Raw genomic sequence first — 24231 nt, 5'->3', positions numbered from 1 at the left:
TTGCATTGTAAGTAATCTTTCCCCCAAACATAACATACATTGTTTAAGATTTCTTAGTTATTTGAATTACTCAAAAAGCGGTTAATAGTTTATCTAAACTTTAATCGCTTTTTTTTATGGCTATAAATTTATAATCTAAAAATAAAAACCAAAAACTTTGTTTTAAGTTTTTATCTTTAAGACACCTCTGTAAAAATAGATACTATAGATAAAATAAAACCTTGCTAAACTCAAGATACAAGAAGTTTACCTAATTATTTAATAAGAAAAATAATTTTAGTTCTCCCCCTTTTAAGTTAATGCACTCACTGAAAACAGTGAACTAAAAAACCCCATAAATGGGTATTGTGAGGTTTGTATTACTGACATACATTTGTAATGTAAGTAATCTTTCCCCCAAACAAAATATACATTGTTTAAGATTTCTTAAATATTTATTGAACACTAAAAGCGATTAAAGTTTATCTTAACTTTAGTCGCTTTTTATTGTTATAAATATTATTGAAAAAAAAACCTCAAAACATAGTTTTGAGGTTTAATGTTTATAAATTGAGAAAACTATATTCCGTCTCCTAACCCTTTTAATTTTTGAGTATTTTCAGCCAACATTAATTCATCAATAATTTTCTGAATATCACCATTCATAATATTAGGTAAATCATATAAAGACAAACCAATTCTATGGTCTGTAACTCTACCTTGCGCATAATTATAAGTTCTAATCTTAGCACTTCTATCTCCAGAAGAAACCATAGAACCACGTTTTAAAGCGTCCTCAGCATTTTTCTTAGCTAATTCCATATCATACAAACGAGAACGTAGTACTTTAAATGCTTTTTCTTTATTTTTATGTTGCGATTTTTGATCTTGACATTGTGCCACCAAACCAGTAGGAATGTGTGTTAAACGCACTGCAGAATAAGTAGTATTTACAGATTGTCCACCAGGACCAGAAGAACAGAAAAAATCAATTCTTACTTCCTTTGGATTAATTTCCACATCAAACTCTTCCGCCTCAGGAAAAACCATGCACGTAGCTGCAGATGTATGCACCCGTCCTTGTGTTTCTGTTTGTGGAACTCTTTGTACACGATGCACACCAGCTTCAAACTTTAAAATTCCATACACATCATTTCCTGTAACCTCAAACTGAATTTCTTTAAAACCACCATTGGTCCCTTCAGAATAATCTACCGTAGAAACTTTCCAACCTTTACTTTCACAGTATTTTGTGTACATTCTAAATAAATCTCCAGCAAAAATACTCGCTTCATCACCACCTGCTCCTGCACGCAATTCTACAACTGCATTTTTAGAATCTTCAGGATCTTTTGGTATCAGTAATACTTTTATTTCATCTTCTAGTTCAGGAATTCGAGCATTGGCTTCGTCAATTTCCATCTTCGCCATTTCATTCATTTCTGCATCAGAACCATCTGCAAGAATCTCTTTTGCTTCCTCTATATTGTTTGTTAAGGTTTTGTACTCATCCCCTTTTTTAACAACATCACCTAAATCTTTATATTCTTTCATTAATTGCGCATAACGCTTCTGATCCATAATGATTTCTGGCTGAATAATTAAATCCGAAACCTCATCATAACGCTGCTTTACAATTCTTAATTTATCTAACATCTTCTGTCTTTTCTTGGAATGCGAATTTACAATTTTTATAGGTATATTTAAACAAAGCCAACTATTTTTATAAAATTACTAATTATCACCTTTTGTTTATACTCATAATTTATTAACAGAAAGAGAAAACCAGAATTTATAAAGCCCGCTTTTCTAATTGTAGATTGGGTTCGTGTAAATGAAAAAGAAGAAATTAATACCCAAAAAAAATTACATATATTTTAAGTTCATGTGCCATAAAAATAACAAACAAACATCTTTTTTTAATTACCATAAAAACTTAATTTAGCGCAAAATTTTAAATAAAATAATATGAAAAAAATTTATTTGTTAGCAGTACTATGTGTTACATTATTTCTTAATACCTCATGTGAAAGCAATGATAGTGAAGATACTCCTAAAATTTCTGGATCTCTAAGTGTTGAAGAAGGAAAAACACAATTAGAAGACAACACCATAGAATTGTTAAATAAAATAGAAAGTTTTAAAAATGACAATGCTTTAAACGATATCATTGAGTTAGCAGAATATTTAAATGCAGACAGTGGTGTAAAAAACAAAAGCTTTAAAAATACATCCTTAAAAACAATCTCTAATATAGCAAACCTAGAAACCACAGTTAACGGACTTACAGTTTTTAACGCAAAACAAGCAGTGGTAATTATTGCAGAAACATCACTTATTGATGACTTTAATAATGAAAAAGGAATCTATACTTGGAATGCAAACACTGAAGGTTTTGATAAAACAGGAGATAGTGATGATATTATCTATAACGTAGCATATAATGACGGTAAAAACGCTGTATTTAGTATTACCGATTTTAGTACTACTCTTGCAGGAAGCAATAACGACGAAGAATTACCTACTTTGGCTAAAGCAAATCTTAAATTAAATGGTACTACAGTATTCTCTCAGAATTACACTGCTACTTTTAAGAATGGTCAATTAATTCCAACTACAATTAACAATACAACTAGTATCGGAGATTTTTCTTTTGTAACAACTTATACAAACTCTAATAATAAAGAGATTGGACAAGCATTAAGTTTTAATCTTGGTAATGATGTTATAATGGGATATAATTTAGCGACTAATGGTAACTTTAACGATGAACTAGACGGTAACATTGAAGATATTGTTGATAATGTAACTTATTCTTTTCACTTCTTAAATGCTACATTAACTCTACAAGCAAACGATGCTGGTTTTGATTCTGATAGCGAATTAAGTATAGACCAGCAACTTGTATTATTAAATAGCAATACAAGTGCAGAACTTAGTATTAATAATAAATCTATTGCTAAAAGTCAATTTTACAAAGATGAGGATACGTATACTGATTATATATACAACCCTAATACTCAAAATTACGATGAAACTGAAGTAACTGAAGAGGTTGTGAATGCAAGATTCTTATTTGAAGACGGTTCAACGAATGACTTTGATACTTATTTTGATGGATCTTTTACTAGTATAGAGGACAAGTTTGATACTGTATTTGATGCTTACGAGAGTCTTTTAGGAGATATTTAAAATATTCAACATTAAAATAAAAGGTCATCTATAAAGATGGCCTTTTTTTATTCTGGAATCTCAAATTTTAAATTTTTTATATTTTCGCCAGACCAATAACCAAAAGCACCATTACTAATATTAGTAACCACTTCATTAGCATAAGAGGCATTTTCTAAAATACTTGTTTGGTCTCCTTCTACAGATTTCCAAAAATAAAATTGATCTTTTGTAATAGAAATAAGTTGCATTTCCATTACTTCATTTACTTTAATTTGATTCTCGTTTTCCCCATCATCATCTATCTTTATATAGCTTACTATTAAAGGAAACGTTTCTGTTGCAATATTTTCTGTACTAAAAATAAAAGGTCTTGCTAATTCAAATTTCTCCTCTTTTTCATTCTTTATAAGAATCTTAAAATACTTATCCTCTAAATCACTGTTATGAATCGTTAATTTTATGTCCTTAAAATCTGGATATACAATTCCATCTTCAACCCAATCTAAAAATTCAATATTTAAAATCTCAGATTTTTTAGGAACACTTGTTTTAGATATGAATTCTTTACCTCTAAGCTGAATGGTTAAATCGTACGTTTTACCAATTTCTCCTTTTATTAAATTACTTCGATAGTATAAAAAAGGAAAACGAGACTCGTCTTTCTTTAACGTTAATATTTCTGATATTTCTCCGTTAGACAGTACCACTTTTGCTTTAGATTCAATAGATTTTGCTACTTCTACCGAATCAATAATACCTCTAAAAGCAAGGCTATTTGTTAAACTTATTCTTGCAAATTTACCTTCTTCTATTTGTCCTTCTACTGTAAGTTTATCCGAAGATAAAATGTCTGTTTCAGTATTTAAACAGCTACTTAGTAAAAAGAATAAAAATATTATTTTTTTCATAACGCACTTTATTTAAAATGAAAATAACCAATTTAGAGTTGGTAAAAAAGGAAACAAATTATCTCTTTTTTCTGTAATTTCTATAAATGAATCATCTACGTTTCCTTCTGTATTATAAGAAATTTGAAAAGGATTACTATTATTATACACGTTATACAAAGTTAAATTTAATTTAGATTTCCATTTTCCTTTATTTTTAAAAGAATAGGTACATGATAAATCTAACCTATGGTAACTAGGAAAGCGAGATGCATTTTTAGATTCAAAATTAAGTATCGGTCTTTCATTTATAATTCTTATATCTCTTGGTCTTGTATAGTTTTGTCCGCTAGTAAGCAAGAATAAAGCACCAAATTCAAACTTATTATTTAACCTATAATGCATAATGGTATTTATATTTATAGGCCTATCAAAAGTTGTTGGAAAATAATTCCCTTGATTTATATCTTCAAATTTAGCTAACGTTTTTGATAAGGTAACTGATGTCTGCGCTGTAAAATTATTTATTTTTTTATTTATACTAACTTCAAAACCGGAAGAATTAAATTTACCAACAAGTATATCACTATAAATATCATTAGAAAATAGATTGTTTACAGAACCATTTCTAAACTCAGTATAGTTAGAAACGTTTTTAAAATAAACAGCACTGTTTAATTGCAATCCATTTGTTTCGTAAGCATATCCTAAGCTAAATTGATTTACTACCTGTGGTTTTATATTTTTAGTACTTACCACAAAAAAATCTGCTGGCAAACTAAAGTTTATAGATGCTTGGTGTACAAACTGACTTAATCTTTGGTAACTTAATTTAAAAGCTTGATTTTCTTTATATTCGTATTTTAAACTCGCCCTTGGCTCAATACTAAAAAAGGTTTCTTTACCAACTAAAGCATTTTTATGAGTAAAAAAGGAAGTTAGCCTTAGCCCTGTTTTAGCTTTTAATTTTGATGATACAGAAAATGCCAAATCCCCATATAAACTCACATCATCATACCTATATTTTTCTTGATGTAAAATTTCTAAAGGAGAATCATCTATACTTGCTTGAACATCTTTAGGTAATATATTATTCTTATTGTATTCTGTTCCTATTTTTAATAAATACGATGGTTTGTCTAATAAAAAATAATGTTTTAAGCTAAATACATTAAATGTACTTTCTGCGCTATAATCAAAAGGAAAATCAGTATCTCCAAAAGAAAACTTATAAAAACTATTAGATACTGTGGTTTGAGAACTTAAACTAGACGAAAACTGATGTTTAAAAGTTGTACCTAATAAAAAATTACCCCATTTTAACTTTCTATTTCTACCTTTGGTTTGATCTCTAAAATTATCACTCGTTATATAAAGTGTAGTTTCTATCTCACTTTTTTTTGATAATTGAAAACTATGTTTTGTTAAAAAATCATACAAAAAATAATTTTTATTTTTGCCAAGAATAGAAGTATCGTCACCAAAAAAAGGTTTAAAAACTTCCAAATAAGTTCTTCTTCCAGAAATTAGTAAGCTATGCTTTTTATTAATTTTTATGTTTCCTGTTAGTTTTGTAGACAACAATCCCAAACTTCCTTCAAAATGAGTGCTATCTGGTTGTTTTAAAGTTTTTATATCTGTAACAGATGATAATCGCCCACCATAACCCGCATCAAAACCTGCTTTAGAAAACTCTAATGAAAAGACAAAGTCTGAATTTATGGTAGAAAATAAGCCTCCTAAATGAGATGTATTATGTAGATACATATTATCTAACAAAGTTAAATTCATACTTCCATTACCTCCTCTCACTAAAAATCCTGATTGTCCTTCAGCAGCTTGTTGAACACCAGGTGTATACTGTATTAATTTAATTACATCTTTTTCTCCTAATATAAAGGGAAGCCTTTCTATATCTTTTTTAGAAAAATAAATTTGATCTGGTACTATTTTATTTAATTGACTACTAGAGAAACTCCTAATTACTATTTCCTTTAGCATGCTAACCTTTGGAGATAGATAAACAGTACTTGTTACAGAATTAAGATTTAATCTTAAGGTAGTAAACCCTATTTTAGAAAAAACTAATATGCTGCCTTCTTGTAAATTCTCAAAAGAAAAGAAACCTTTTGTATCTGTGTAAGTACCTAACTCTGTATTTAAAACTTGAACAGAAACATCACTAATAGGTATATTTTTCTCGATGTTAAATACTGTTGAATTAACATTTTTTTGAGCGGATATATTATTACTTAAAAGTATAAAAAAGGATATTAAAAATAATGATCTTGTCTTATTCATATGCAATTACACCTATAATTATAATATAGTATCAAGCAAATTTAAAGACTATTACAACTCCTACAAAGCTATATTTTAGTTTTTTAAGAGTACATCCAAAAACAAAAATTTAATCAATTAAAAGCAATCGTTTCTTCAAATGATTTTAAAATAGAATTTGTTTTTGAGAGGTATAACTCAAAATTCTTATAACCATCTCTTCACTTTTAATCATAAAAAAGCTCATTATTTATAAAATAAACAATGAGCTTTTTATTTTTTTAATAAAACCAAAAACTAGAAATCAGAAACTTCCGCTTCTACTTTTTCCCAAGCTTCCATTTTAGCATCTAATTTTGCTTTTTTAGCTTTGTATTTTTCAAAGAAATTTGGTCTAGCAGAAACTTCATCATAATTCTGTGCTAATTCTAAATCTATTTTAGCAATTTCTTTTTCTAAATCTGCTATTTCAGTTTCTATATTAGAAAGTTTATTTTTTAATTTCTTTAATTGTTTTTCTTGATCTCTAGATAATTGATGTGATTCTTTCTTAGAAGTATCCTTATCAACTTTTACAACGGTTCTTTTTTCCGCTTCTCTAAGGTTTTCTATTTTATGTTGCTCTAAGAAATAATCAATATCTCCTAAATATTCTTTTATCACTTTATCTTTAAAACCATATACCGTTTCTGTTAAACCTTGTAAGAAATCTCTATCGTGAGAAACTACAATTAAAGTACCATTAAAGTTTTTTAAAGCTTCTTTTAGTACGGTTTTAGAGGCAATATCTAAGTGATTGGTTGGCTCATCCATTATTAAAACATTAAAAGGTTGTAATAATAATTTACACAATGCCAATCTATTTCTTTCCCCTCCAGAAAGTACTTTTGCTTTTTTATCTACAGCATCTCCTCCAAATAAGAAAGAACCTAACATATCTCTAACGCGCATTCTGTTAGTATCCGTGGCAGCATCTTCCATAATTTCTAACACTGTTCTTTCTGGTGGCAATTCTTCCGATTGATTTTGAGCAAAATACCCTACTTCTACATTATGCCCTAGTTTTAAATGACCCTGAAACGGAATTTCACCTACCATCATTTTTGCCAAAGTAGATTTTCCTTGTCCGTTTTGACCAACAAAAGCAATTTTACTATTTCTTTCTATTAATAAATCTACATCTTCTAAAACATGTTTATCACCATAGCTTTTACAAAGCTTTTCTGCTTCTACTATAATTTTACCAGGTTCTTTAGAAATAGCAAAACGCACATTCATTGCTTGGTTATCATCTTGGTCAACTTCAATCAATTCAACTTTATCAAGTTGTTTCATTAAAGATTGTGCCATAGATGCCTTACTTGCTTTGGCTTTAAATTTATTAATTAAGTGTTGTTTTTGTTTTATTTCTTTCTCTTGATTTTTCTGAGCCTGTAACTGCTTTTCCTTGATTTCTCCTCTTAATACTAAAAATTCAGAATACGGTTTTTTATAATCGTAAATCTGACCTAAAGAAATCTCAATCGTTCTGTTAGTAACATTATCTAAAAACATTTTATCATGAGATACCAAAACAATGGCTCCAGAATAACCTTTTAAGAAATTCTCTAACCAAATAATAGATTCAATATCTAAGTGATTCGTTGGCTCATCTAATAACAAAATATCATTATTTTGTAAAAGTAATTTGGCCAATTCTATACGCATTCTCCAACCTCCAGAAAAAGTATCTGTCTTTTTATCAAAATCTTCACGCTGAAAACCTAAACCTTGTAAAATCTTTTCGGTATCACCTTGGTAATTATAACCACCAAGTAATTCATAACGTTCTGTATTATCCGTTAAATCATGAATTAATTCAGTATAACCTTCACTTTCATAATCGGTTCTAGTTGCTAATTGCTCATTAATTTCGTCAAGTTTTATCTCAATTTCTTTAATCTCTACAAATGCCTGATATGCTTCTTCTAAAATAGTTCTTCCTTCAACAAAATCAATATCTTGTCTTAAAAAGCCCATTCTAATATCTTTGTCAAAAGCCATCGTACCGCCACTACTTTCTATATCTTTAGAAAGCACCTTTAAAAGCGTAGATTTCCCTGCCCCATTTTTACCGATAAGACCAATTCTATCTCCCTTGTTTAATTTAAAAGTTATTCCTGAAAATAAATCAGTTCCCATAAAAGAAACCGATAAGTTGTGTACGTTTAGCATCTAATGTAATAATTGTTACTTAAAAAAAAGTTTAAAACTCTATATTTGCAAAAGTATACAAATTTATAGTCTATTATGTTTAAAAAGGGAACCAAGTTGTATAGTATTTTTAATGCTAAGTGTCCTAGATGTCATGAAGGTGAATTTTTTAAGTATAAATTTACGTTCAATCCCAATAAAGTAACCAAATTACATAACAATTGTCCTAAATGTAATTTAAAATACATGATGGAACCTTCTTTCTTTTATGGCGCTATGTACGTTAACTATGGTTTAACAGTGGCACTTTCTGTAGCTGTATTTGTAATAAGTAGTTTGTTTTTTGGATTAAACCTTTTACAATGTTTTGCGGCTATTGTAATTGCATTATTAGTATTAGCGCCTTTTAATTTACGTTTATCTAGAATTATTTGGATAAATATGTTTGTACATTTCGATAAAAAAGCAATTAAAAAAGAGTCCTAAACGTATTTTGGGCGCTTTAACAGGCTTTCGCTACTCGCTTTTTTGTAAAAACAAAAAGAGCTCAAACAAACCGCTCTATCCTTAGCGCGTATTGCAGAACGATAAAGAAGTTATATTAAAACACCAAGCAACAAAAAGTAAATTCTATTTATTTAGCTTATCCTTCAAATGTTTAAAACGGACAATATCTATTTCTTCGTCTAAACGTTCATCATTATAAATATGATTAAACAGATTTTTAGCAACCGTTGGGGCAATCATTACACCTCGTGTTCCTAAACCATTTAAAACAATTAATTGTGCATAATCCGGGTGAATACCAACCAAAGGTCTTCTGCCAGAAACCGTAGGTCTTATTCCTGCAGATTGAGAAACGATGGTATAAGGTACATTAAGTACTTTCTTTAACTTTTCTACCAACTCTTCTTTTCCTTCTTCAGAAGGATCTGATGTTTTGTCTGTCCAATTAAATGTTGCACCTACTTTATAGTTATTGTCGCCTAAAGGCATTACAAAAAGAGTCGACTTTAATAAAAAATCGATATTTAATTCGGGAGCATGAATAGTTAACAATTCTCCTTTTGCTTCATTTATGGGTAAATAATTAAAATATGGGTTTTGTGTAACTCCAAAACCTTCACAAAAAACAATTTTTGAAGCTTCAATATCTTTATAAGAAATAGATTCTTCTTGAATATTTAATTCCTTATGTTTAAACTGTTCAAAACGAATGAAGTTTTCTGATTCTAAATAGGCTCTGTAGGATTGTATCAGTTTTTCGGTATCTATTCTACCTGTTTCGTTTACATTACCAAAACTAAAATCTGCTAAAACTCCGTTATAAGAATTAGTGTCTAATTTTGGATCCAAATAAGCGGTTAACTTTGGTTTGTCTAAAGCACCAAACCAATTGTTTTGGTCTTCTACAGATTTAAAAGATTTTTTGATGACAAATTTTTGGTCTATAGTTATGTTTAGTTTTTCTTCTAACCTTTTATAAAAAGGAAGTGCAATATCCAATTGTTCTTTGGCATTCCAAACTGGAGTAAATCTTTTTAAAATTACTGGGTTATAAACACCACCTGCAACTAATGAAGAGGTTTGAGAATCGTCTTCAAAAATTAAAAACGTCTTTTTAGCAGCTATTAATTCTTCTGTAAAGGCCAAACCTGCTAATCCTAAACCAACTATTATATAATCTACTTTCATGTGATAAAAATACGTGAATTTGCAATAATTATTATGTTATTACAAAATTTTATTAAAATGTTTAGACCCGATTAACTCTACTTTTATATTTTATTGAATCATTGAATGCTTCGCTTTTGAACGGTGTGTTTTAGCTCTTTTTTAGTGTAAGTTTAAGTGAATTTCAAAGAATGAAAAATTTGTATTCAGAACAGGCAGTAAAAAAAATGCGTAGTGAAAGCTGGAATTAGCTTCAAAAAAAAAACGTTCCAAAGATTTGGAACGTTTTTATATTTTAAGAATGGTAGAATTTTAGTAATTCCACATGTCCATTTCTCTGTTTCTAATATCTTCTTTAATTTTATTAGCTTCTAATAATTGGAATAAAGAATTACCTCTAACATAATCTGAAATAGCTCTATTACCATAAATATTTTCTTCTCTAACAATGGTACTGCTAAATCGTCTTGCATTTAACATGTGATCAAAAGAAATTGGTTGTGACGCATTTTTTGGATTGAATACTTTGGCATCATGTAAAACATCTCTTGCAGATGGATAAAAAATCCAAAACAACTCATACAATTGGTCATCTTCAATATCTTGCACACCTAAAGTTTGTACATCTTTACCCATTGGTGCTAATGCTAACAATCTGTATTTTAACTCACCTTGACGTTTATCAAAATACCACATTCCTTTCATCATATATCCTTCTACGTCTTGAGATTGAAGTCTAATAGTATCACTATACCCATTCTCTTCTCTAACACTAGACATTCTATTAGCTATTTCGTTTTGAGTTATTTTAGAAGTAAAAAATGAATCTGAATATACCTCTTCTATTTTACCTTGTTTAATTCCTTTTATTAAAGTATCAAATAAAGATCTTCTGCCCGAAGAAATATTTGATTTATCGATAGGGAAATAATAAGGTAAATTAATCTTTTGATTTAAATCTACAAATTCCCAAACCACTTTAGACCATAACACATCTCTATCATCTACATATCCGTAGGCTAAAGGGGCATCATTATCGGCTGCAATTTGTTGCTCGTTTTTCTTTCCTATTTGATCTACTTTTTTAGCATTCAACAAACCTATTTGTGCGTTTATTGAACCACCAATCATCAAACCGAAAAATAATAGTAAACAATTTTTAAACATATTTTATTTTTTAACTTCTAGTTTGTTAATTCTATATTAACAGGTAATACTTTTTTAAGATTATACCCATTTGCCGTAGCTTTAATACCATAAATATTAATGATATCTCCCCTTTTTGCTTTAGACAATTTTTGTTTTGCCGCTGCATTTAAACTAGATCCATTTACAATAATTGTTAATTGACCTGGTACTTTAATTTTAAAACTTTGTACTCTAATATTTAAATCAAATTCAAAATCTGGTAATCCTGCTGCAATTGGTGCTGTAGATAAACCAGATTTTGGCATTCTTACAGTTCCATATTGTCCTCTTACAGACCCCATGGCTGCTGGTATGTCTTTAATTCTAAAAGTAGCTTTAGAGTTTACAGATTTTCCATTACTTAAAGTTGCGCTAACATTAATAGTAGCAACACTACCTCCTGCTGGTCTAATACTGTACTTACCTTTACCACCTGTTAATTTACCTCCACTTGCAGAAACCCTTAAGTTATGATCACTTACACCTGGTAACGAAACCGAAATAGGATTGTCTAAACCTCTATAAACCACATTCATTTTATCTGCAGAAACAACAGCATCTCCTGGTTGTGGAATTACAGAATAAGAACTTTCGAAAGGAACTTCTACTACTTCTCCATTTTGTGTAAAGGCAATCTTTCCTTTGATATCATGACTACCAACATTTCCTGCAGGCATATCAATAATTACTTGTCCTGATTGAATATTTTTATAATCTCTACCGTTTAAAGTAACGTTATCAGGAATCATAGTAGCATCATAACGACCTAAAACAATTTTACCCGTTACTTTTTCTCCTGCAAAATAAGCGTTCTTATCTAAAGCAACAATACCTTTATAGTTGTTTAAAGACAATGCTTCTTCCATTTTACCTCCTAATAAATCAGATACAATATCACTTTCTGTGTTTTTAATATCTGCTTGCATTTGAGTTAAACTAGTTAAAGAGGCTACTAAAGGAAATCCCTCATATCTAGCATTCAAAAAAGGGATCTCTTTTTTTGTCTCTGCATTAATAACATCGTCTGTAGAAAACCTTTTTGCCAATATTGGAGCAAACTTATTATCTTTTCCTAAAGCGTTAGTTACATCTGATCTATAGGTATTAATTTTATCTAAAAACTCTTGACCTTCGGCTGTAAATTTATCTCCTTTAAAGAAATGTTCATCTAAAAAGGCCGTTTTATCCATAGATTCATAATCGTTTTTATCTTCGATTTCTGCAGTCATTTTAGATTTTAGCTCTTCTAAATAGGTATAAAAATCGGCTGAATAGCCTTTGATTTTTATTGCTTCTTTATTAAGTTTTGCAAATTTTGCAGCTTGTTCAGAAGCTTTCATTGCTAAATTAGCATAGGCTTCATTATTTTTTGCTGTTGTAGAAATATTATTTTCACTTAACTTTTCGTTCATAAAACCAAAAGCTGATAAAACTTCTTTACTCATGTTCATTGCTAACATTGCAATAAATACAAGATACATTAAGTTTATCATTTTCTGTCTTGCGGACATTTTTCCTCCTGCCATTCTAATTAGTTTTTTAAGTTAATTTTTATATTATTCAACTAATTATTATTTAGACATTGCAGAAAGCATACCACCATAAACTCCGTTTAAAGAAGATAAGTTTTTTGCTAAAGACTCCATTTGAATTTTTAATTTTTCTGTATTCTCTACAACAGCACCATTTAACTCAGATTGCCTAGTTGTATTTTCTACTTGTACTTTATATAAATTATTTAAAGTTTCCATTTGAACTGCCGCCATAGAAACTTGTTCATTATATTTATTCGTAGATGAAATAGATTCTGATGCAGCAGATAAACCCTCTGCAGCTCCTTGAAAATTTTTCATGCTGTTACCTAAACTTGTCATTAAAGAAGCATCTATATTTGCCTCTTTTAATAAATTATCTAGTTTTTGAGATAATAATCCTTGAGCTCCTGCTTCTTCTTTTTCGACTTTTTCAGCTTTAAAGCTATCTTCTCCTAACTCAGGATATACTTTAGACCAATCAAAATCATCTTCTGGAGTATCAAACGCTGAAACTGCAAAAACCGCTGCTTCTACCAACAAACCAATTGTTAACATCATCCCTCCGGTAACAGGACCTAAACTCATGTGTTGAATTTTGAATAATGCTCCAACAATTACAACTGCTGCTCCCATTCCATAAATGAAATTCATTGTTTTCTTATAAGATTTTGACTGTGCCATAATTTATTTTCTTAGTTATTTTTTTTTAATTATTTGTTTGTTGTACCAATATAGTTCTGTACAGTTCTAAAACCAATGTAACTTCTTGCAGTATCTGCATATTCATAATCTCTAGAACTAACTTCTAAAAAGTATGCAACATCTTTCCATGAACCACCACGAATTATTTTTCTTTTGTTTTTTCTATCTTCTACATTTGGGTTCATAGTAGAAGCCATATAGTAAGAAGATAAATTGTAAGCTGTATTTGTCCATTCAGAAACATTACCTGCCATATTATACAAGCCATAATCATTAGCATTAAAAGATTTGGCTTCCATAGTATATAGTGCTCCATCTACCGCATAATCACCTCTTACAGGCTTAAAGTTTGCTAAAAAGCATCCTCTATCTGTAGTAGTACCACCTGTACCCCAAGGATAGGTTGCAAATTCTAACCCTCCTCTTGCAGCATATTCCCACTCTGCCTCTGTTGGCAATCTAAAATCTGGAACACCCGTTGAATTTTTCTTACTTCTTAAGAAATTATTTTTCTTCTTAGTTCTCCAATTACAAAAAGCAGTTGCTTGCCCCCAGTTTACACCAACAACTGGATAATCTCCATAAGATTGGTGGTAAAAATAATCTTGGTGCATTGGATCATTATAAGAGTAGTTAAAATCTTTTACCCAAACGGTAGTATCTGGATAGATATTTAATGTTTCAGTTTTTACAAAATCTTTTCTATTACCACCTTTTCTTGCAGCATTATCTCTATCAAACCAAGTGTATTTATATTTTAAGAATTTAACGTTAAAAGATCTAACCCCATCTACAGCTTCATCTCTAGGCACATATAAAGTATCCATTACCTCTACATAATCTGCATCCGGAAAATCTTCTTTATCCCAAATAATATCTGTATCCCAATTTAATGGTCTTATAGAATCTGAATCGAATTCTAAACTCGTGTAATTATCATACATGTACTTTTCATAAGCATTGGCTCCAGTTGTATCTTTTAATACCGCAAATGCATAATCATTAATACCACCAGAAGGAAGTTGTCCGTTTGGATCTGGAGTTCCCATCATAGATGCAAACTCTTGCTGATAACCAAGTCTAGTTCTTACAACAGAATCCCTAACCCATTGAACAAATTCTTTATATTCATTGTTCGTAATTTCAGTCTCGTCCATATAATATGGCCTTAAAGTAACTGTTTTGGTTGGTGAATTTATTGTACCAATAAGGTCTTCATCTTGTTTACCCATTGTAAAGGCACCCCCAGGAATTAACGCCATACCAAATGGTTTTTCTGAAAACCATTTTTTCTTCGATTTAACTCCTACCAATTCTCCTCTATCATTAGAGCCACAACTGTAAAAAACTACTATTAAAAGTGCAAATATTGCTGCTTTCTTCATATTTTAAAATGTCTTTACTATATAGTTCGTAAACCTATTATTTTTTTTGTTAAAAAACAATAAGCAAATTGCTTTTTAACGTTATAATGCTCTATTCTTTTTTTACTACACTAATTTACGCATCGCTTTATACCATTTTTCTGGGATAATTTGCTTAGTTGCATCTGTATAATCATTATATGTACATGGTATTAACGCATGTCTTTTATATTTATTATCTGATAAAATTTTTATCTCTATCCACCATCTTCCAGATTTATTACTTTTATAAAATGTTAAAGGATCATCATCCTCTAATAAAACAGTGAATTTTTGATAATTTTCTTTTCCCGAAAACGGATAATCTTTTACTCTAAAATTAACTCCTTCAATAAAATACCAAATCATTTGCGCTATTAGGTGCGCCGTCTGATGATTGTTATCTAACTTAGAATTATACTCATAAATACCAAATGAAGATACCTTATCGCTTAGTCCCGCATACCTAGATATAGCACAAATTTCCTCTCCATAAAAACCATTTGGAGAAGCATTATTATTAGCAGGAGCTTCACTTTGCCTTACAGAACCTAAATCTATAGAAACAATATCTGCATTTCTAAAAACGGGTTCAATATTTTCTAATTCTTTTGCTTTTCCTAATCTACAAGCATCAAAAAACAAATTATCTAACAACTGTATTTCTTCTTGCGAATTAAAATATGTCTGATAACCTACATTACTATAATTAAACAAGTTATTAGGTTCTTGCATAATTATTTTACTTAAATAAGACTGAGAAGTTAACGCGTCATCTAAATGACCTAAATCGAAACGACTATCTACAGCTGCAATATTAACGGTTTGTTCTAAAGCGTCATACGCTCTATAATTTACATAAGTTAAATCTTGACCTCCTCCAATAATTACAGGAATAATATTTTTCTTCAATAATTCTGTAATAATTTCTGAAACTGCAAAATAAGTATCTGTAACCGAATTTCCTTTTAATACATTTCCTAAATCTGCAATTTGAGTATTCCAATTACCAGGAAATAAATTGTATAATTTTCTTCGGATAAAATGTAAATTTTCTCCACATCCAAAATTATTTTCTGAGTTTCTGTCTTCTTGAACTCCTAAAATTGCAATTTGCACATTCTCTAGATCAGGCAAACCTTCTTCTTCTGTATGTATTCTAAAGGTTTTACCTAAACACAAACTAGATTGCTCTTCTAAATACGTTACAATAGATGCTGTTACTGGGCTTAAAAAGTCTTGGTTCATCAATTTTTAAAAATCAATTATAGTATTAGGAAACAATTATTTCTTTTTAGTCACTTTCTTTTTTACGACTTTCTTTTTTACAACTTTTTTCTTTGCTGCTTTTTTCTTCGGAGTTTTAGCTTCAATCATTTTAACCGCTTCTTCTTTGGTCATTTTTTCAATCTCTGTTGTTTTTGGCAACTCAATCTTAATTTTACCTTTTAAAACATTAAAACGCCCCCAACGTGCTTTTTCAACACGAATACCAACATCTTCCCAATTATGTAAAACTTTATCTATTTCTTTCTGCTTTTTAACTTCTATTAACTCAATAATATCGTCGTCAGTAAGATTATCGAAATCGTATTTTTTATTAACGTTGATAAATATATTATTCCATTTTAAGAAAGGCCCAAAACGTCCAACTCCCTTTTGTACAGGCAAATCTTCATAATGATAAATTGGTGCATCTGCTTTTTGTTTTGCCACAATTAACTCAATAGCTCTTGGCAAATCTACTTCCATTGGATTTTCACCTTTATCTAAAGAAACAAACATGGTTCCAAAACGAATATAAGGACCAAAACGACCATTAGAAACAATAACCTCTTCATCTTCATAACCACCCAATGTTTTTGGAAGCAAGAACAATTCTAATGCTTCTTCCATGGTGATGGTTCCTAAATTCTGATCTTTATTTAGGCTTGCAAATACTTTTTCTTCGTCTTCTGGTGCTCCAATTTGTGCAATTGGTCCAAATTTACCTAAACGTACTAAAACCGTTTTTCCTGTTTCTGGATGTTTCCCTAAAATACGTTCTCCACTTTCTCTTTCTGCGTTTTCCTTAACATCTTCCACCGTGTCATGAAACTTTGTATAGAAACCTTTAATCATTTCGATCCAATCTTCATTTCCTTCAGAAATATCATCAAAAGAAGATTCTACTTTAGCTGTAAAACCAAAATCTAAAACATTAGAAAAATTAGCAACTAAAAAGTCGTTTACTATATTACCAATATCCGTAGGTATTAATTTATTTTTATTAGAACCTGTTTTTTCAGTTAATGCTTCACTTTTTACAGCTCCATCAACTAAAATCATTTGTTCGTAATTTCGTTCTAACCCTTCGTCTTCTCCTTTTTCTACATAACCCCTTCTTTGTACTGTAGAAATGGTTGGCGCGTATGTAGACGGTCTACCAATACCTAATTCTTCTAATTGTTTTACCAAAGAAGCTTCTGTAAATCGGTAAGGTGGACTCGTAAAACGCTGTGTTGCGTTTATAAAAGAATAATTTAATGCTTCCCCTACTTTTAAAGTTGGTAGCATTCCTGCTTGTTCTTCCTCATCATCATCTTTCCCTTCTAAATATACTTTTAAGAAACCATCAAACTTTATCATTTCACCATTTGCAGTGAATATTTTTGAGTTCTCAGAGTTTTCTATTTTAAAATTGGTTCTCTCTAACTGAGCATCACTCATTTGAGAAGCCAATGTTCTTTTCCAAATTAAATCATACAATCTCGTTTGGTCATATTCCGTAGCAATAGCATGCATTTTCATGTTCGTAGGACGAATCGCCTCGTGCGCCTCTTGAGCACCTTTTGACTTCGTTTTAAAAACACGTTGTTTGCTATATTCTTTACCGTAATAATTAGTAATTTCTTCTTCGGCAGCGTTTCTTGCATCAACAGATAAATTTAAACTATCTGTTCTCATATAAGTAATTAAACCGGCTTCATACAAACGTTGTGCTACTTGCATTGTCTTTGCAACCGGAAAACCTAATTTTCTAGATGCTTCTTGTTGTAACGTAGACGTTGTAAATGGCGCTGCTGGAGATTTCTTTGCTGGTTTTTTGGTTAACTCGGCTATAGAAAAATCTGCATTTGCACACGATTTTAAGAAATTTTCAGCTGTTTTTTTAGTATCAAAATTCTTTGGAATCGTTGCTTTAAACGTTTTTCCTTCAACATTAGAAAACTCTGCAACTACTTTATAATGTGTTTCTGCATTAAATTCTTGAATGCTTCTTTCTTTTTCTACAATTAAACGAACTGCTACAGATTGTACTCTACCTGCAGACAAACCTCCTTTAACTTTACGCCATAAAACGGGCGATAATTCATACCCAACAAGTCTGTCTAAAACTCTACGTGCTTGTTGTGCATTTACCATATTATAGTCTATATCTCTTGGATTATCAACTGCTTTTAAAATGGCATTTTTTGTTATTTCATGAAATACAATACGTTTTGTATTGGCATCTACTAAACCTAATTGCTCTTTTAAATGCCATGCAATTGCCTCACCCTCTCGATCCTCATCACTTGCTAACCAAACAGTGTCTGCTTTCTTGGCTAAAGCTTTTAACTTTTTTACAACTGGTTTTTTATCATCAGAAATAATATATTTTGGACTAAAATCTCCTTCTACATCAATACCCAATTCTTTGGATGGTAAGTCTGCAATATGACCATAACTAGATTCTACTTGAAAATCTTTTCCAAGAAATTTTTCGATGGTTTTTGCTTTTGCTGGTGACTCTACAATTACTAAATTCTTTGCCATTTATCTCTCTTTTGTCGCTAAAACGCTTTAAAAACGTACTATTTTGGTTGCAAAAGTAGTCAGTTTTTTGTAAAAAAAAATTATTTCATCAATTTTCAACAAAAAAATATTAGAATTACTCTACTAATTTTTCTGCCAATTTGTCACAACAATATAAATTTGGTTGTATCTTTGCTCACCTTTAAATGATAAATTGAGAGATGGAATACGTAGAAAAAGTCATAGACGAGAAAATACAAGGGAAAGCTCTTGTAACCGAAAATAAAAAAAATAACACTAAAAAACTATTCATAGAAAGCTACGGCTGCCAAATGAATATGAATGATAGTGAGATTGTAGCTGCTATATTAGACAAAGAAGGTTATAACACCACTCAAATTCTAGAAGAAGCAGATTTAGTGCTGGTAAACACCTGCTCTATTAGAGAAAAAGCAGAAACCACGGTTCGTAAAAGATTACAGAAATACAATGCTGTAAAACAAGTGAACAAAAACATGAAAGTAGGCGTTTTAGGCTGTATGGCTGAACGCTTAAAAGAAAAGTTTTTAGAAGAAGAAAAAATTGTTGACTTGGTTGTTGGGCCAGATGCTTATAAAGATTTACCAAACTTACTAGAAGAAGTAAATGCTGGTAGAGATGCCGTAAATGTAATTTTATCTAAAGAAGAAACCTACGGAGATATTTCTCCGGTTCGTTTAAATTCTAACGGAGTTACTGCATTTGTATCTATAACCAGAGGTTGTGATAATATGTGTACTTTCTGTGTGGTTCCGTTTACACGTGGACGAGAAAGAAGCCGTGACCCGAAGAGTATTATAGAAGAAATTCAATCTATGGTAGATAGAAACTTTAAAGAAATTACACTTTTAGGTCAGAATGTAGATAGTTTCTTATGGTTTGGTGGAGGATTGAAAAAGGATTTTGGCAAAGCCTCTGAAATGGCACAAGCAACGGCTGTAAATTTTGCACAATTATTAGATATGTGTGCTACAGAGTTTCCGAAAACACGTTTTCGTTTTGCCACTTCTAATCCACAAGATATTAGTTTAGATGTGATTCACGCAATAGCAAAACATAAAAATATCTGTAAATATCTTCATTTGCCTGTGCAGAGCGGAAGCAATAACATGCTAAAAGCCATGAACAGACAGCACACGCGTGAAGAATACATCACTTTAATTGATAATATTTTTAAGATTGTACCAGAAATGTCTTTAAGTCAAGATATGATTGTTGGTTTTTGTGGAGAAACAGAAGAAGATCATCAAGATACTTTAGACTTGATGAAATATGTAAAATACGATTTCGGTTTTATGTTTACCTATTCGGAAAGACCAGGAACTTTAGCGGCTAAGAAAATGGTAGATGATGTACCTTTTGCTACAAAAAAACGCAGATTACAAGAAATTATTGATTTACAACAAGAACACGCTTTATACAGAACGCAACAACATTTAGGAAAAGTAGAAGAATTTTTAATTGAAGGTACTTCTAAGAAAAACCCGAATGAGTGGAAAGGTAGAAATACCCAAAATACGGTAGCTGTTTTTGATAAAGGAGATTATAAATTAGGAGATTTTGTAATGGTAAAAGTAGAAGATTGTACTTCTGCGACCTTAAAAGGAACCGTAGTTGGATATTCTGATAATAATTAAAACAGCCCATCCTTAATCCTTCCCAAAAGGAAGGAAACTGCTGTGGGTAAAAAGAGAGAGATAAGACTGATAGAGACAAGAACCAAGACATAATGTTTCTTGAATAAAAAGATTCTTGACTTAAAAAAAGTAAAAAGAAATAAGTGTTTTCTCCTTCGGGGAAATTAAAAGGGGCTATATGGAAAACTTACAAGCATTAAAACAACGTTTTGGAATTATCGGTAACGATATTCACTTAAATAGAGCTTTAGAAAAAGCCCTTAGGGTTGCGCCTACAGATATTTCTGTATTAGTTACTGGAGAAAGTGGAGTTGGTAAAGAAAATATACCAAGAATAGTGCATCAATTATCACATAGAAAACATGCAAAATATATTGCTGTAAACTGTGGTGCAATTCCAGAAGGTACTATAGATAGTGAATTATTTGGTCACGAAAAAGGTTCTTTTACTGGAGCAACACAAGATAGAAAAGGATATTTTGAAGTTGCAGATGGCGGAACTATCTTTTTAGATGAAGTTGGAGAATTACCTTTAACAACCCAAGTACGTTTATTACGTGTTTTAGAAAATGGCGAATTTATAAAAGTAGGTTCTTCTAAAGTTATAAAAACCAATGTTAGAATTGTAGCAGCAACGAATGTTAACATGCAATCTGCAATTCAGAAAGAAAAATTTAGAGAAGATTTATACTACAGATTAAGTACCGTAGAAATTCATTTACCTGCTTTAAGAGAGCGTAATGAAGATATTCATCTATTGTTTAGAAAATTTGCTGCAGATTTTGCTCAAAAATACAGAATGCCTTCTATTCGATTAGATGAAAATGCCGTAAAAGTGTTATTAAACTACCGTTTTCCCGGGAACATTCGTCAGTTAAAAAACTTAGCAGAACAAATTTCGGTTATTGAAGAAGAAAGAGTTATTTCTGGACTTAAATTGCAACAATACTTACCTAATAATAACGGCAATTTACCTGCTATTATAGGCGGTAAAAAGGATAATGATTTCTCTACCGAACGCGACATTATGTATAAAATTTTATTTGATATGCGTAATGACATCAACGATTTAAAAAAGTTGACGTTAGACTTAATGAAAAGTGGTAATGTAGAGGAAGTGCAGGAAGAACATCATCAATTAATTGAAAAGATGTACGAAAACAAAGATGCTCATAAATCTAATGTAGAAGTGATGAATATTCCACAAAACTCATCCGCAGAAAAAGATTATGATTTTATTGAGACGATTGAAGAAGACGAGTCTTTATCTTTACAAGACAAAGAAGTAGAAATGATTAAAAAATCTTTAGAAAAAAACAGCAATAAACGCAAGTTAGCCGCTAAAGAACTAGGAATATCCGAAAGAACTCTATACAGAAAAATTAAACAATACGATTTGTAAAAGAATGTGTAATTGTTTAAAAGTTGAATTGTTTAATTGAAAAAAACACGGACAGTTTGAGAATCAAAATTTTATAAAAGCGAAAAAATAACGTGCAGTTGTGTCATTTCGACCAAAGGTAGAAATCTCATAAAGCTTCATCGTTTTGGTTTTCTAAATTAAGAGATTTCTTTTTTTAGAAATTTTGATATTAAATTTATAACTTTAAATTAAAGTGAAACTATTTTTATAATTATGAAAAAAATACTCTACATAACATTATTCTCATTAAGCACTTTATTTTTTATTGCTTGCGGTGCATACTCTTTTACAGGAGGAAGTACTGGTGATGCAAAAACCTTACAAATAGATTTTTTCCCTAATCAAGCATCTTTAGTAGAGCCAACATTAAGTCAGCGTTTTACCCAAGACATGTTAGATTTATTTACAAGACAAACCAACTTAACAACAGTTACCTCTAACGGAGATTTATATTTTAGTGGAGAAATTACCGGTTACAGAATTACACCAATGAGTGCTACTGCAGACCAAACCGCTGCTCAAAACAGGCTTACTATAACGGTGAATGTCCGTTTTGTAAATAAACTGGTAGAGAAAGATGATTTTGAAAAACAATTCTCTTTTTATTCTGATTATGCGGCAGATGCACAACTAACAGGTAGTGTATTAGAAGCTGCTTTAGATGAAATTATGGAACGATTAACACAAGATATTTTTAACGCTTCGGTTGCCAAATGGTAATTTAAAAAGTTGATAGTGCTCAGTTACAGTATTCAGTAAAAAAAAGAGTTTATTAAAAAACAAGATTTGAAACCAGCTACTTTTATAGATTTAATAAAAAATAAAACCCAGGTTCAGGAAGTGGAAACTGCTGAATTAAAAACTGTTGTTGAAGAGTATCCGTATTTTCAAGCAGCTAGAGTTTTGTATTTAAAAGGTTTAAAAAATCAGGATAGTTTTAAATATAATAACGAATTAAAAGTAACCGCTGCTTACACAACAGACAGAACTTTATTATTCAATTATATTACTACAAACGACTTCAATAATAAGAAACCAGATATTCATCAACAAATATTTGAAAAAATATCGGAAGAACAAACAGTAAAAATACCTTCTGAAATTATTGAAACTCCAATAGAAAAACCTATTGAAACCGCAGAAAAAGTAATTGAAGTAAAAAAAGCACTAGAAATAGGAAAACCAATATCATTTTCAGCTACAGAAGATCATTCTTTTGGAGAATGGTTGCAACTGTCTGCAAAAAAACCAATTATTAGAGAAACTAAAATAATAATTGAAAAAACTACTAAAAAAGAAGATTTAATAAACACTTTTATAGAAAACAACCCTAAAATTAAGCCTCTAGCTAAAGATAAAATGGTAGCAGTTCCCGTTGCAAAAAACACTCAAGACTCATTATTAATGACGGAAACTTTAGCTAAAGTTTATTTGGAACAAAAAAAGTATGATAACGCTATACAAGCTTATAGAATTTTAAGTTTGAAATATCCAGAAAAAAGTGGTTTCTTTGCAGACCAAATTAAAAGAATACAAATTTTACAAAAAAATAAATCATGAGTTACACAGCATTTTTAATTCTAATTTTGATTGTAGCCATTGCATTAATCTTAATCGTGATGGTACAAAATCCTAAAGGTGGAGGGTTATCTTCTTCTTTTGGAGGTGGTGGAGCACAATCTTTAGGTGGTGTACAAAACACTAACAACTTTTTAGACAGAACAACTTGGACTTTAGCAATTGCTATGTTTGCTTTAATTTTATTAGCAAATTTTGCAATTCCAAGAAACGGAGAGAACAACTTTGAGTTAAAAAATACTTTAGACGGTATTGAAACTACAACTCCTGTGAACACTACAACTCCTGCAACTAACGATAGTTTAAAATAACTACCTGTTAGAAATAACTTAAAATGCCAACGAAAATGACACGTTGGCATTTTTTTATGCTTAAATTTTAACAATAAAATCAATCAAAGAAAAATTGTCAGTTTTATTGTAATGGCACAATTTCTGACTATTTACTGAAAGTAATACAATAAATTAATTATCTAAAAATATAACAATGGGATTAAACATTAAACCTTTAGCAGACAGAGTTCTTGTAGAACCTGCTCCAGCAGAAACAAAAACAGCATCTGGGTTAATTATACCTGATAACGCAAAAGAAAAGCCACAACAAGGAACTGTTGTTGCCGTAGGAAACGGAAAGGTAGACGAGCCTTTAACTGTAAAAATTGGAGATACCGTTTTATATAGTAAGTATGGTGGAACTGATTTGAAGCTAGAAGGTAAAGATTATTTAATGATGCGTGAATCTGATATTTTAGCAATTATTTAA

19 protein-coding genes are annotated in these 24231 nt (G+C 30.4%); 8 read left to right on the top strand and 11 right to left on the bottom strand.

Features of this window, described 5'->3' with window-relative positions:
• Positions 1–558 precede the first annotated feature (558 nt).
• Positions 559–1635: a peptide chain release factor 1 gene (gene prfA / locus MPF19_RS16970; RefSeq protein WP_249989444.1), complete on the bottom strand. Its 1077-nt coding sequence runs from the start codon at positions 1633–1635 to the stop codon at positions 559–561.
• A 312-nt stretch (positions 1636–1947) separates the two neighbouring features.
• On the opposite strand from prfA, the gene MPF19_RS16965 reads away from it, so the two are divergent.
• Entirely contained in the window at positions 1948–3171 is a 1224-nt protein-coding gene (locus MPF19_RS16965; RefSeq protein WP_249989443.1) for a hypothetical protein, read from the top strand.
• Positions 3172–3218: 47 nt separating this feature from the next.
• Here the strand turns inward: MPF19_RS16965 and MPF19_RS16960 are convergent, their stop codons facing one another.
• From MPF19_RS16960 to MPF19_RS16950, 3 genes are all read right to left on the bottom strand, one after another.
• Complete coding sequence (locus MPF19_RS16960; protein WP_249989441.1) at positions 3219–4061, bottom strand: DUF4249 family protein; 843 nt, start codon at positions 4059–4061, stop codon at positions 3219–3221.
• Between the two features lie 12 nt (positions 4062–4073).
• The gene (locus MPF19_RS16955) at positions 4074–6341 is read right to left on the bottom strand and encodes a TonB-dependent receptor (RefSeq protein ID WP_249989439.1); all 2268 of its coding nucleotides are present in this window, start codon (positions 6339–6341) and stop codon (positions 4074–4076) included.
• 276 nt (positions 6342–6617) lie between these two features.
• Positions 6618–8534 (bottom strand): ABC-F family ATP-binding cassette domain-containing protein, encoded by a 1917-nt coding sequence (locus MPF19_RS16950; RefSeq protein ID WP_249989437.1) that lies wholly within the window; start codon positions 8532–8534, stop codon positions 6618–6620.
• A 75-nt stretch (positions 8535–8609) separates the two neighbouring features.
• On the opposite strand from MPF19_RS16950, the gene MPF19_RS16945 reads away from it, so the two are divergent.
• Positions 8610–8999, top strand: a complete 390-nt coding sequence (locus MPF19_RS16945) for a DUF983 domain-containing protein (RefSeq protein ID WP_203394911.1) — start codon at positions 8610–8612, stop codon at positions 8997–8999.
• Positions 9000–9143: 144 nt separating this feature from the next.
• Here the strand turns inward: MPF19_RS16945 and MPF19_RS16940 are convergent, their stop codons facing one another.
• The 7 genes from MPF19_RS16940 to topA form a co-directional block, all read right to left on the bottom strand.
• The gene (locus MPF19_RS16940; protein ID WP_249989435.1) at positions 9144–10208 is read right to left on the bottom strand and encodes an NAD(P)/FAD-dependent oxidoreductase; all 1065 of its coding nucleotides are present in this window, start codon (positions 10206–10208) and stop codon (positions 9144–9146) included.
• A 291-nt stretch (positions 10209–10499) separates the two neighbouring features.
• Complete coding sequence (porN, locus tag MPF19_RS16935) at positions 10500–11354, bottom strand: type IX secretion system ring subunit PorN/GldN (protein ID WP_249989434.1); 855 nt, start codon at positions 11352–11354, stop codon at positions 10500–10502.
• A gap of 17 nt (positions 11355–11371) precedes the next feature.
• Positions 11372–12901, bottom strand: a complete 1530-nt coding sequence (porM, locus tag MPF19_RS16930) for a type IX secretion system motor protein PorM/GldM (RefSeq protein WP_249989433.1) — start codon at positions 12899–12901, stop codon at positions 11372–11374.
• A 45-nt stretch (positions 12902–12946) separates the two neighbouring features.
• Positions 12947–13591, bottom strand: a complete 645-nt coding sequence (gene porL, locus MPF19_RS16925; protein WP_249989432.1) for a type IX secretion system motor protein PorL/GldL — start codon at positions 13589–13591, stop codon at positions 12947–12949.
• A 29-nt stretch (positions 13592–13620) separates the two neighbouring features.
• Complete coding sequence (porK, locus tag MPF19_RS16920) at positions 13621–14997, bottom strand: T9SS ring complex lipoprotein PorK/GldK (RefSeq protein ID WP_249989431.1); 1377 nt, start codon at positions 14995–14997, stop codon at positions 13621–13623.
• A gap of 105 nt (positions 14998–15102) precedes the next feature.
• Complete coding sequence (locus MPF19_RS16915) at positions 15103–16263, bottom strand: formimidoylglutamase (protein ID WP_203394917.1); 1161 nt, start codon at positions 16261–16263, stop codon at positions 15103–15105.
• Between the two features lie 36 nt (positions 16264–16299).
• Positions 16300–18813 carry a type I DNA topoisomerase gene (topA, locus tag MPF19_RS16910; RefSeq protein WP_249989430.1) on the bottom strand — a complete coding sequence of 838 codons (2514 nt, stop codon included), beginning with the start codon at positions 18811–18813 and terminating at the stop codon, positions 16300–16302.
• A gap of 200 nt (positions 18814–19013) precedes the next feature.
• Between topA and miaB the strand changes: the two genes are divergently transcribed.
• The 6 genes from miaB (at position 19014) to MPF19_RS16880 (ending at position 24231) form a co-directional block, all read left to right on the top strand.
• Complete coding sequence (miaB, locus tag MPF19_RS16905) at positions 19014–20468, top strand: tRNA (N6-isopentenyl adenosine(37)-C2)-methylthiotransferase MiaB (protein ID WP_249989427.1); 1455 nt, start codon at positions 19014–19016, stop codon at positions 20466–20468.
• A 178-nt stretch (positions 20469–20646) separates the two neighbouring features.
• Positions 20647–21870 (top strand): sigma 54-interacting transcriptional regulator, encoded by a 1224-nt coding sequence (locus tag MPF19_RS16900; protein WP_203394920.1) that lies wholly within the window; start codon positions 20647–20649, stop codon positions 21868–21870.
• Between the two features lie 234 nt (positions 21871–22104).
• Positions 22105–22611, top strand: coding sequence for an LptE family protein (locus tag MPF19_RS16895; RefSeq protein ID WP_249989425.1), 507 nt, complete (start codon positions 22105–22107; stop codon positions 22609–22611).
• Positions 22612–22677: 66 nt separating this feature from the next.
• On the top strand, positions 22678–23451 hold the full coding sequence (locus MPF19_RS16890) for a DUF8458 domain-containing protein (RefSeq protein WP_249989423.1): 774 nt from the start codon (positions 22678–22680) through the stop codon (positions 23449–23451).
• Positions 23448–23780 (top strand): preprotein translocase subunit SecG, encoded by a 333-nt coding sequence (secG, locus tag MPF19_RS16885; RefSeq protein ID WP_203394923.1) that lies wholly within the window; start codon positions 23448–23450, stop codon positions 23778–23780. The genes MPF19_RS16890 and secG overlap by 4 nt, the downstream gene beginning before the upstream one ends.
• 175 nt (positions 23781–23955) lie before the next feature.
• Positions 23956–24231: a co-chaperone GroES gene (locus MPF19_RS16880; protein WP_068449432.1), complete on the top strand. Its 276-nt coding sequence runs from the start codon at positions 23956–23958 to the stop codon at positions 24229–24231.

Source organism: Polaribacter sp. Z014 (assembly GCF_023555435.1).
Classification (GTDB): domain Bacteria; phylum Bacteroidota; class Bacteroidia; order Flavobacteriales; family Flavobacteriaceae; genus Polaribacter.
Note: the sequence above shows the minus strand (reverse complement) of the source record. Positions and strands in the feature narration are given on the sequence as shown.

Bases quoted from the DNA above. Each gene is read 5' to 3' on its own strand.
- prfA (WP_249989444.1), bottom strand. From the start codon at position 1,635: ATGTTAGATAAATTAAGAATTGTAAAGCAGCGTTATGATGAGGTTTCG.
- MPF19_RS16965 (WP_249989443.1), top strand. From the start codon at position 1,948: ATGAAAAAAATTTATTTGTTAGCAGTACTATGTGTTACATTATTTCTT.
- MPF19_RS16960 (WP_249989441.1), bottom strand. From the start codon at position 4,061: ATGAAAAAAATAATATTTTTATTCTTTTTACTAAGTAGCTGTTTAAAT.
- MPF19_RS16955 (WP_249989439.1), bottom strand. From the start codon at position 6,341: ATGAATAAGACAAGATCATTATTTTTAATATCCTTTTTTATACTTTTA.
- MPF19_RS16950 (WP_249989437.1), bottom strand. From the start codon at position 8,534: ATGCTAAACGTACACAACTTATCGGTTTCTTTTATGGGAACTGATTTA.
- MPF19_RS16945 (WP_203394911.1), top strand. From the start codon at position 8,610: ATGTTTAAAAAGGGAACCAAGTTGTATAGTATTTTTAATGCTAAGTGT.
- MPF19_RS16940 (WP_249989435.1), bottom strand. From the start codon at position 10,208: ATGAAAGTAGATTATATAATAGTTGGTTTAGGATTAGCAGGTTTGGCC.
- porN (WP_249989434.1), bottom strand. From the start codon at position 11,354: ATGTTTAAAAATTGTTTACTATTATTTTTCGGTTTGATGATTGGTGGT.
- porM (WP_249989433.1), bottom strand. From the start codon at position 12,901: ATGGCAGGAGGAAAAATGTCCGCAAGACAGAAAATGATAAACTTAATG.
- porL (WP_249989432.1), bottom strand. From the start codon at position 13,591: ATGGCACAGTCAAAATCTTATAAGAAAACAATGAATTTCATTTATGGA.
- porK (WP_249989431.1), bottom strand. From the start codon at position 14,997: ATGAAGAAAGCAGCAATATTTGCACTTTTAATAGTAGTTTTTTACAGT.
- MPF19_RS16915 (WP_203394917.1), bottom strand. From the start codon at position 16,263: ATGAACCAAGACTTTTTAAGCCCAGTAACAGCATCTATTGTAACGTAT.
- topA (WP_249989430.1), bottom strand. From the start codon at position 18,813: ATGGCAAAGAATTTAGTAATTGTAGAGTCACCAGCAAAAGCAAAAACC.
- miaB (WP_249989427.1), top strand. From the start codon at position 19,014: ATGGAATACGTAGAAAAAGTCATAGACGAGAAAATACAAGGGAAAGCT.
- MPF19_RS16900 (WP_203394920.1), top strand. From the start codon at position 20,647: ATGGAAAACTTACAAGCATTAAAACAACGTTTTGGAATTATCGGTAAC.
- MPF19_RS16895 (WP_249989425.1), top strand. From the start codon at position 22,105: ATGAAAAAAATACTCTACATAACATTATTCTCATTAAGCACTTTATTT.
- secG (WP_203394923.1), top strand. From the start codon at position 23,448: ATGAGTTACACAGCATTTTTAATTCTAATTTTGATTGTAGCCATTGCA.
- MPF19_RS16880 (WP_068449432.1), top strand. From the start codon at position 23,956: ATGGGATTAAACATTAAACCTTTAGCAGACAGAGTTCTTGTAGAACCT.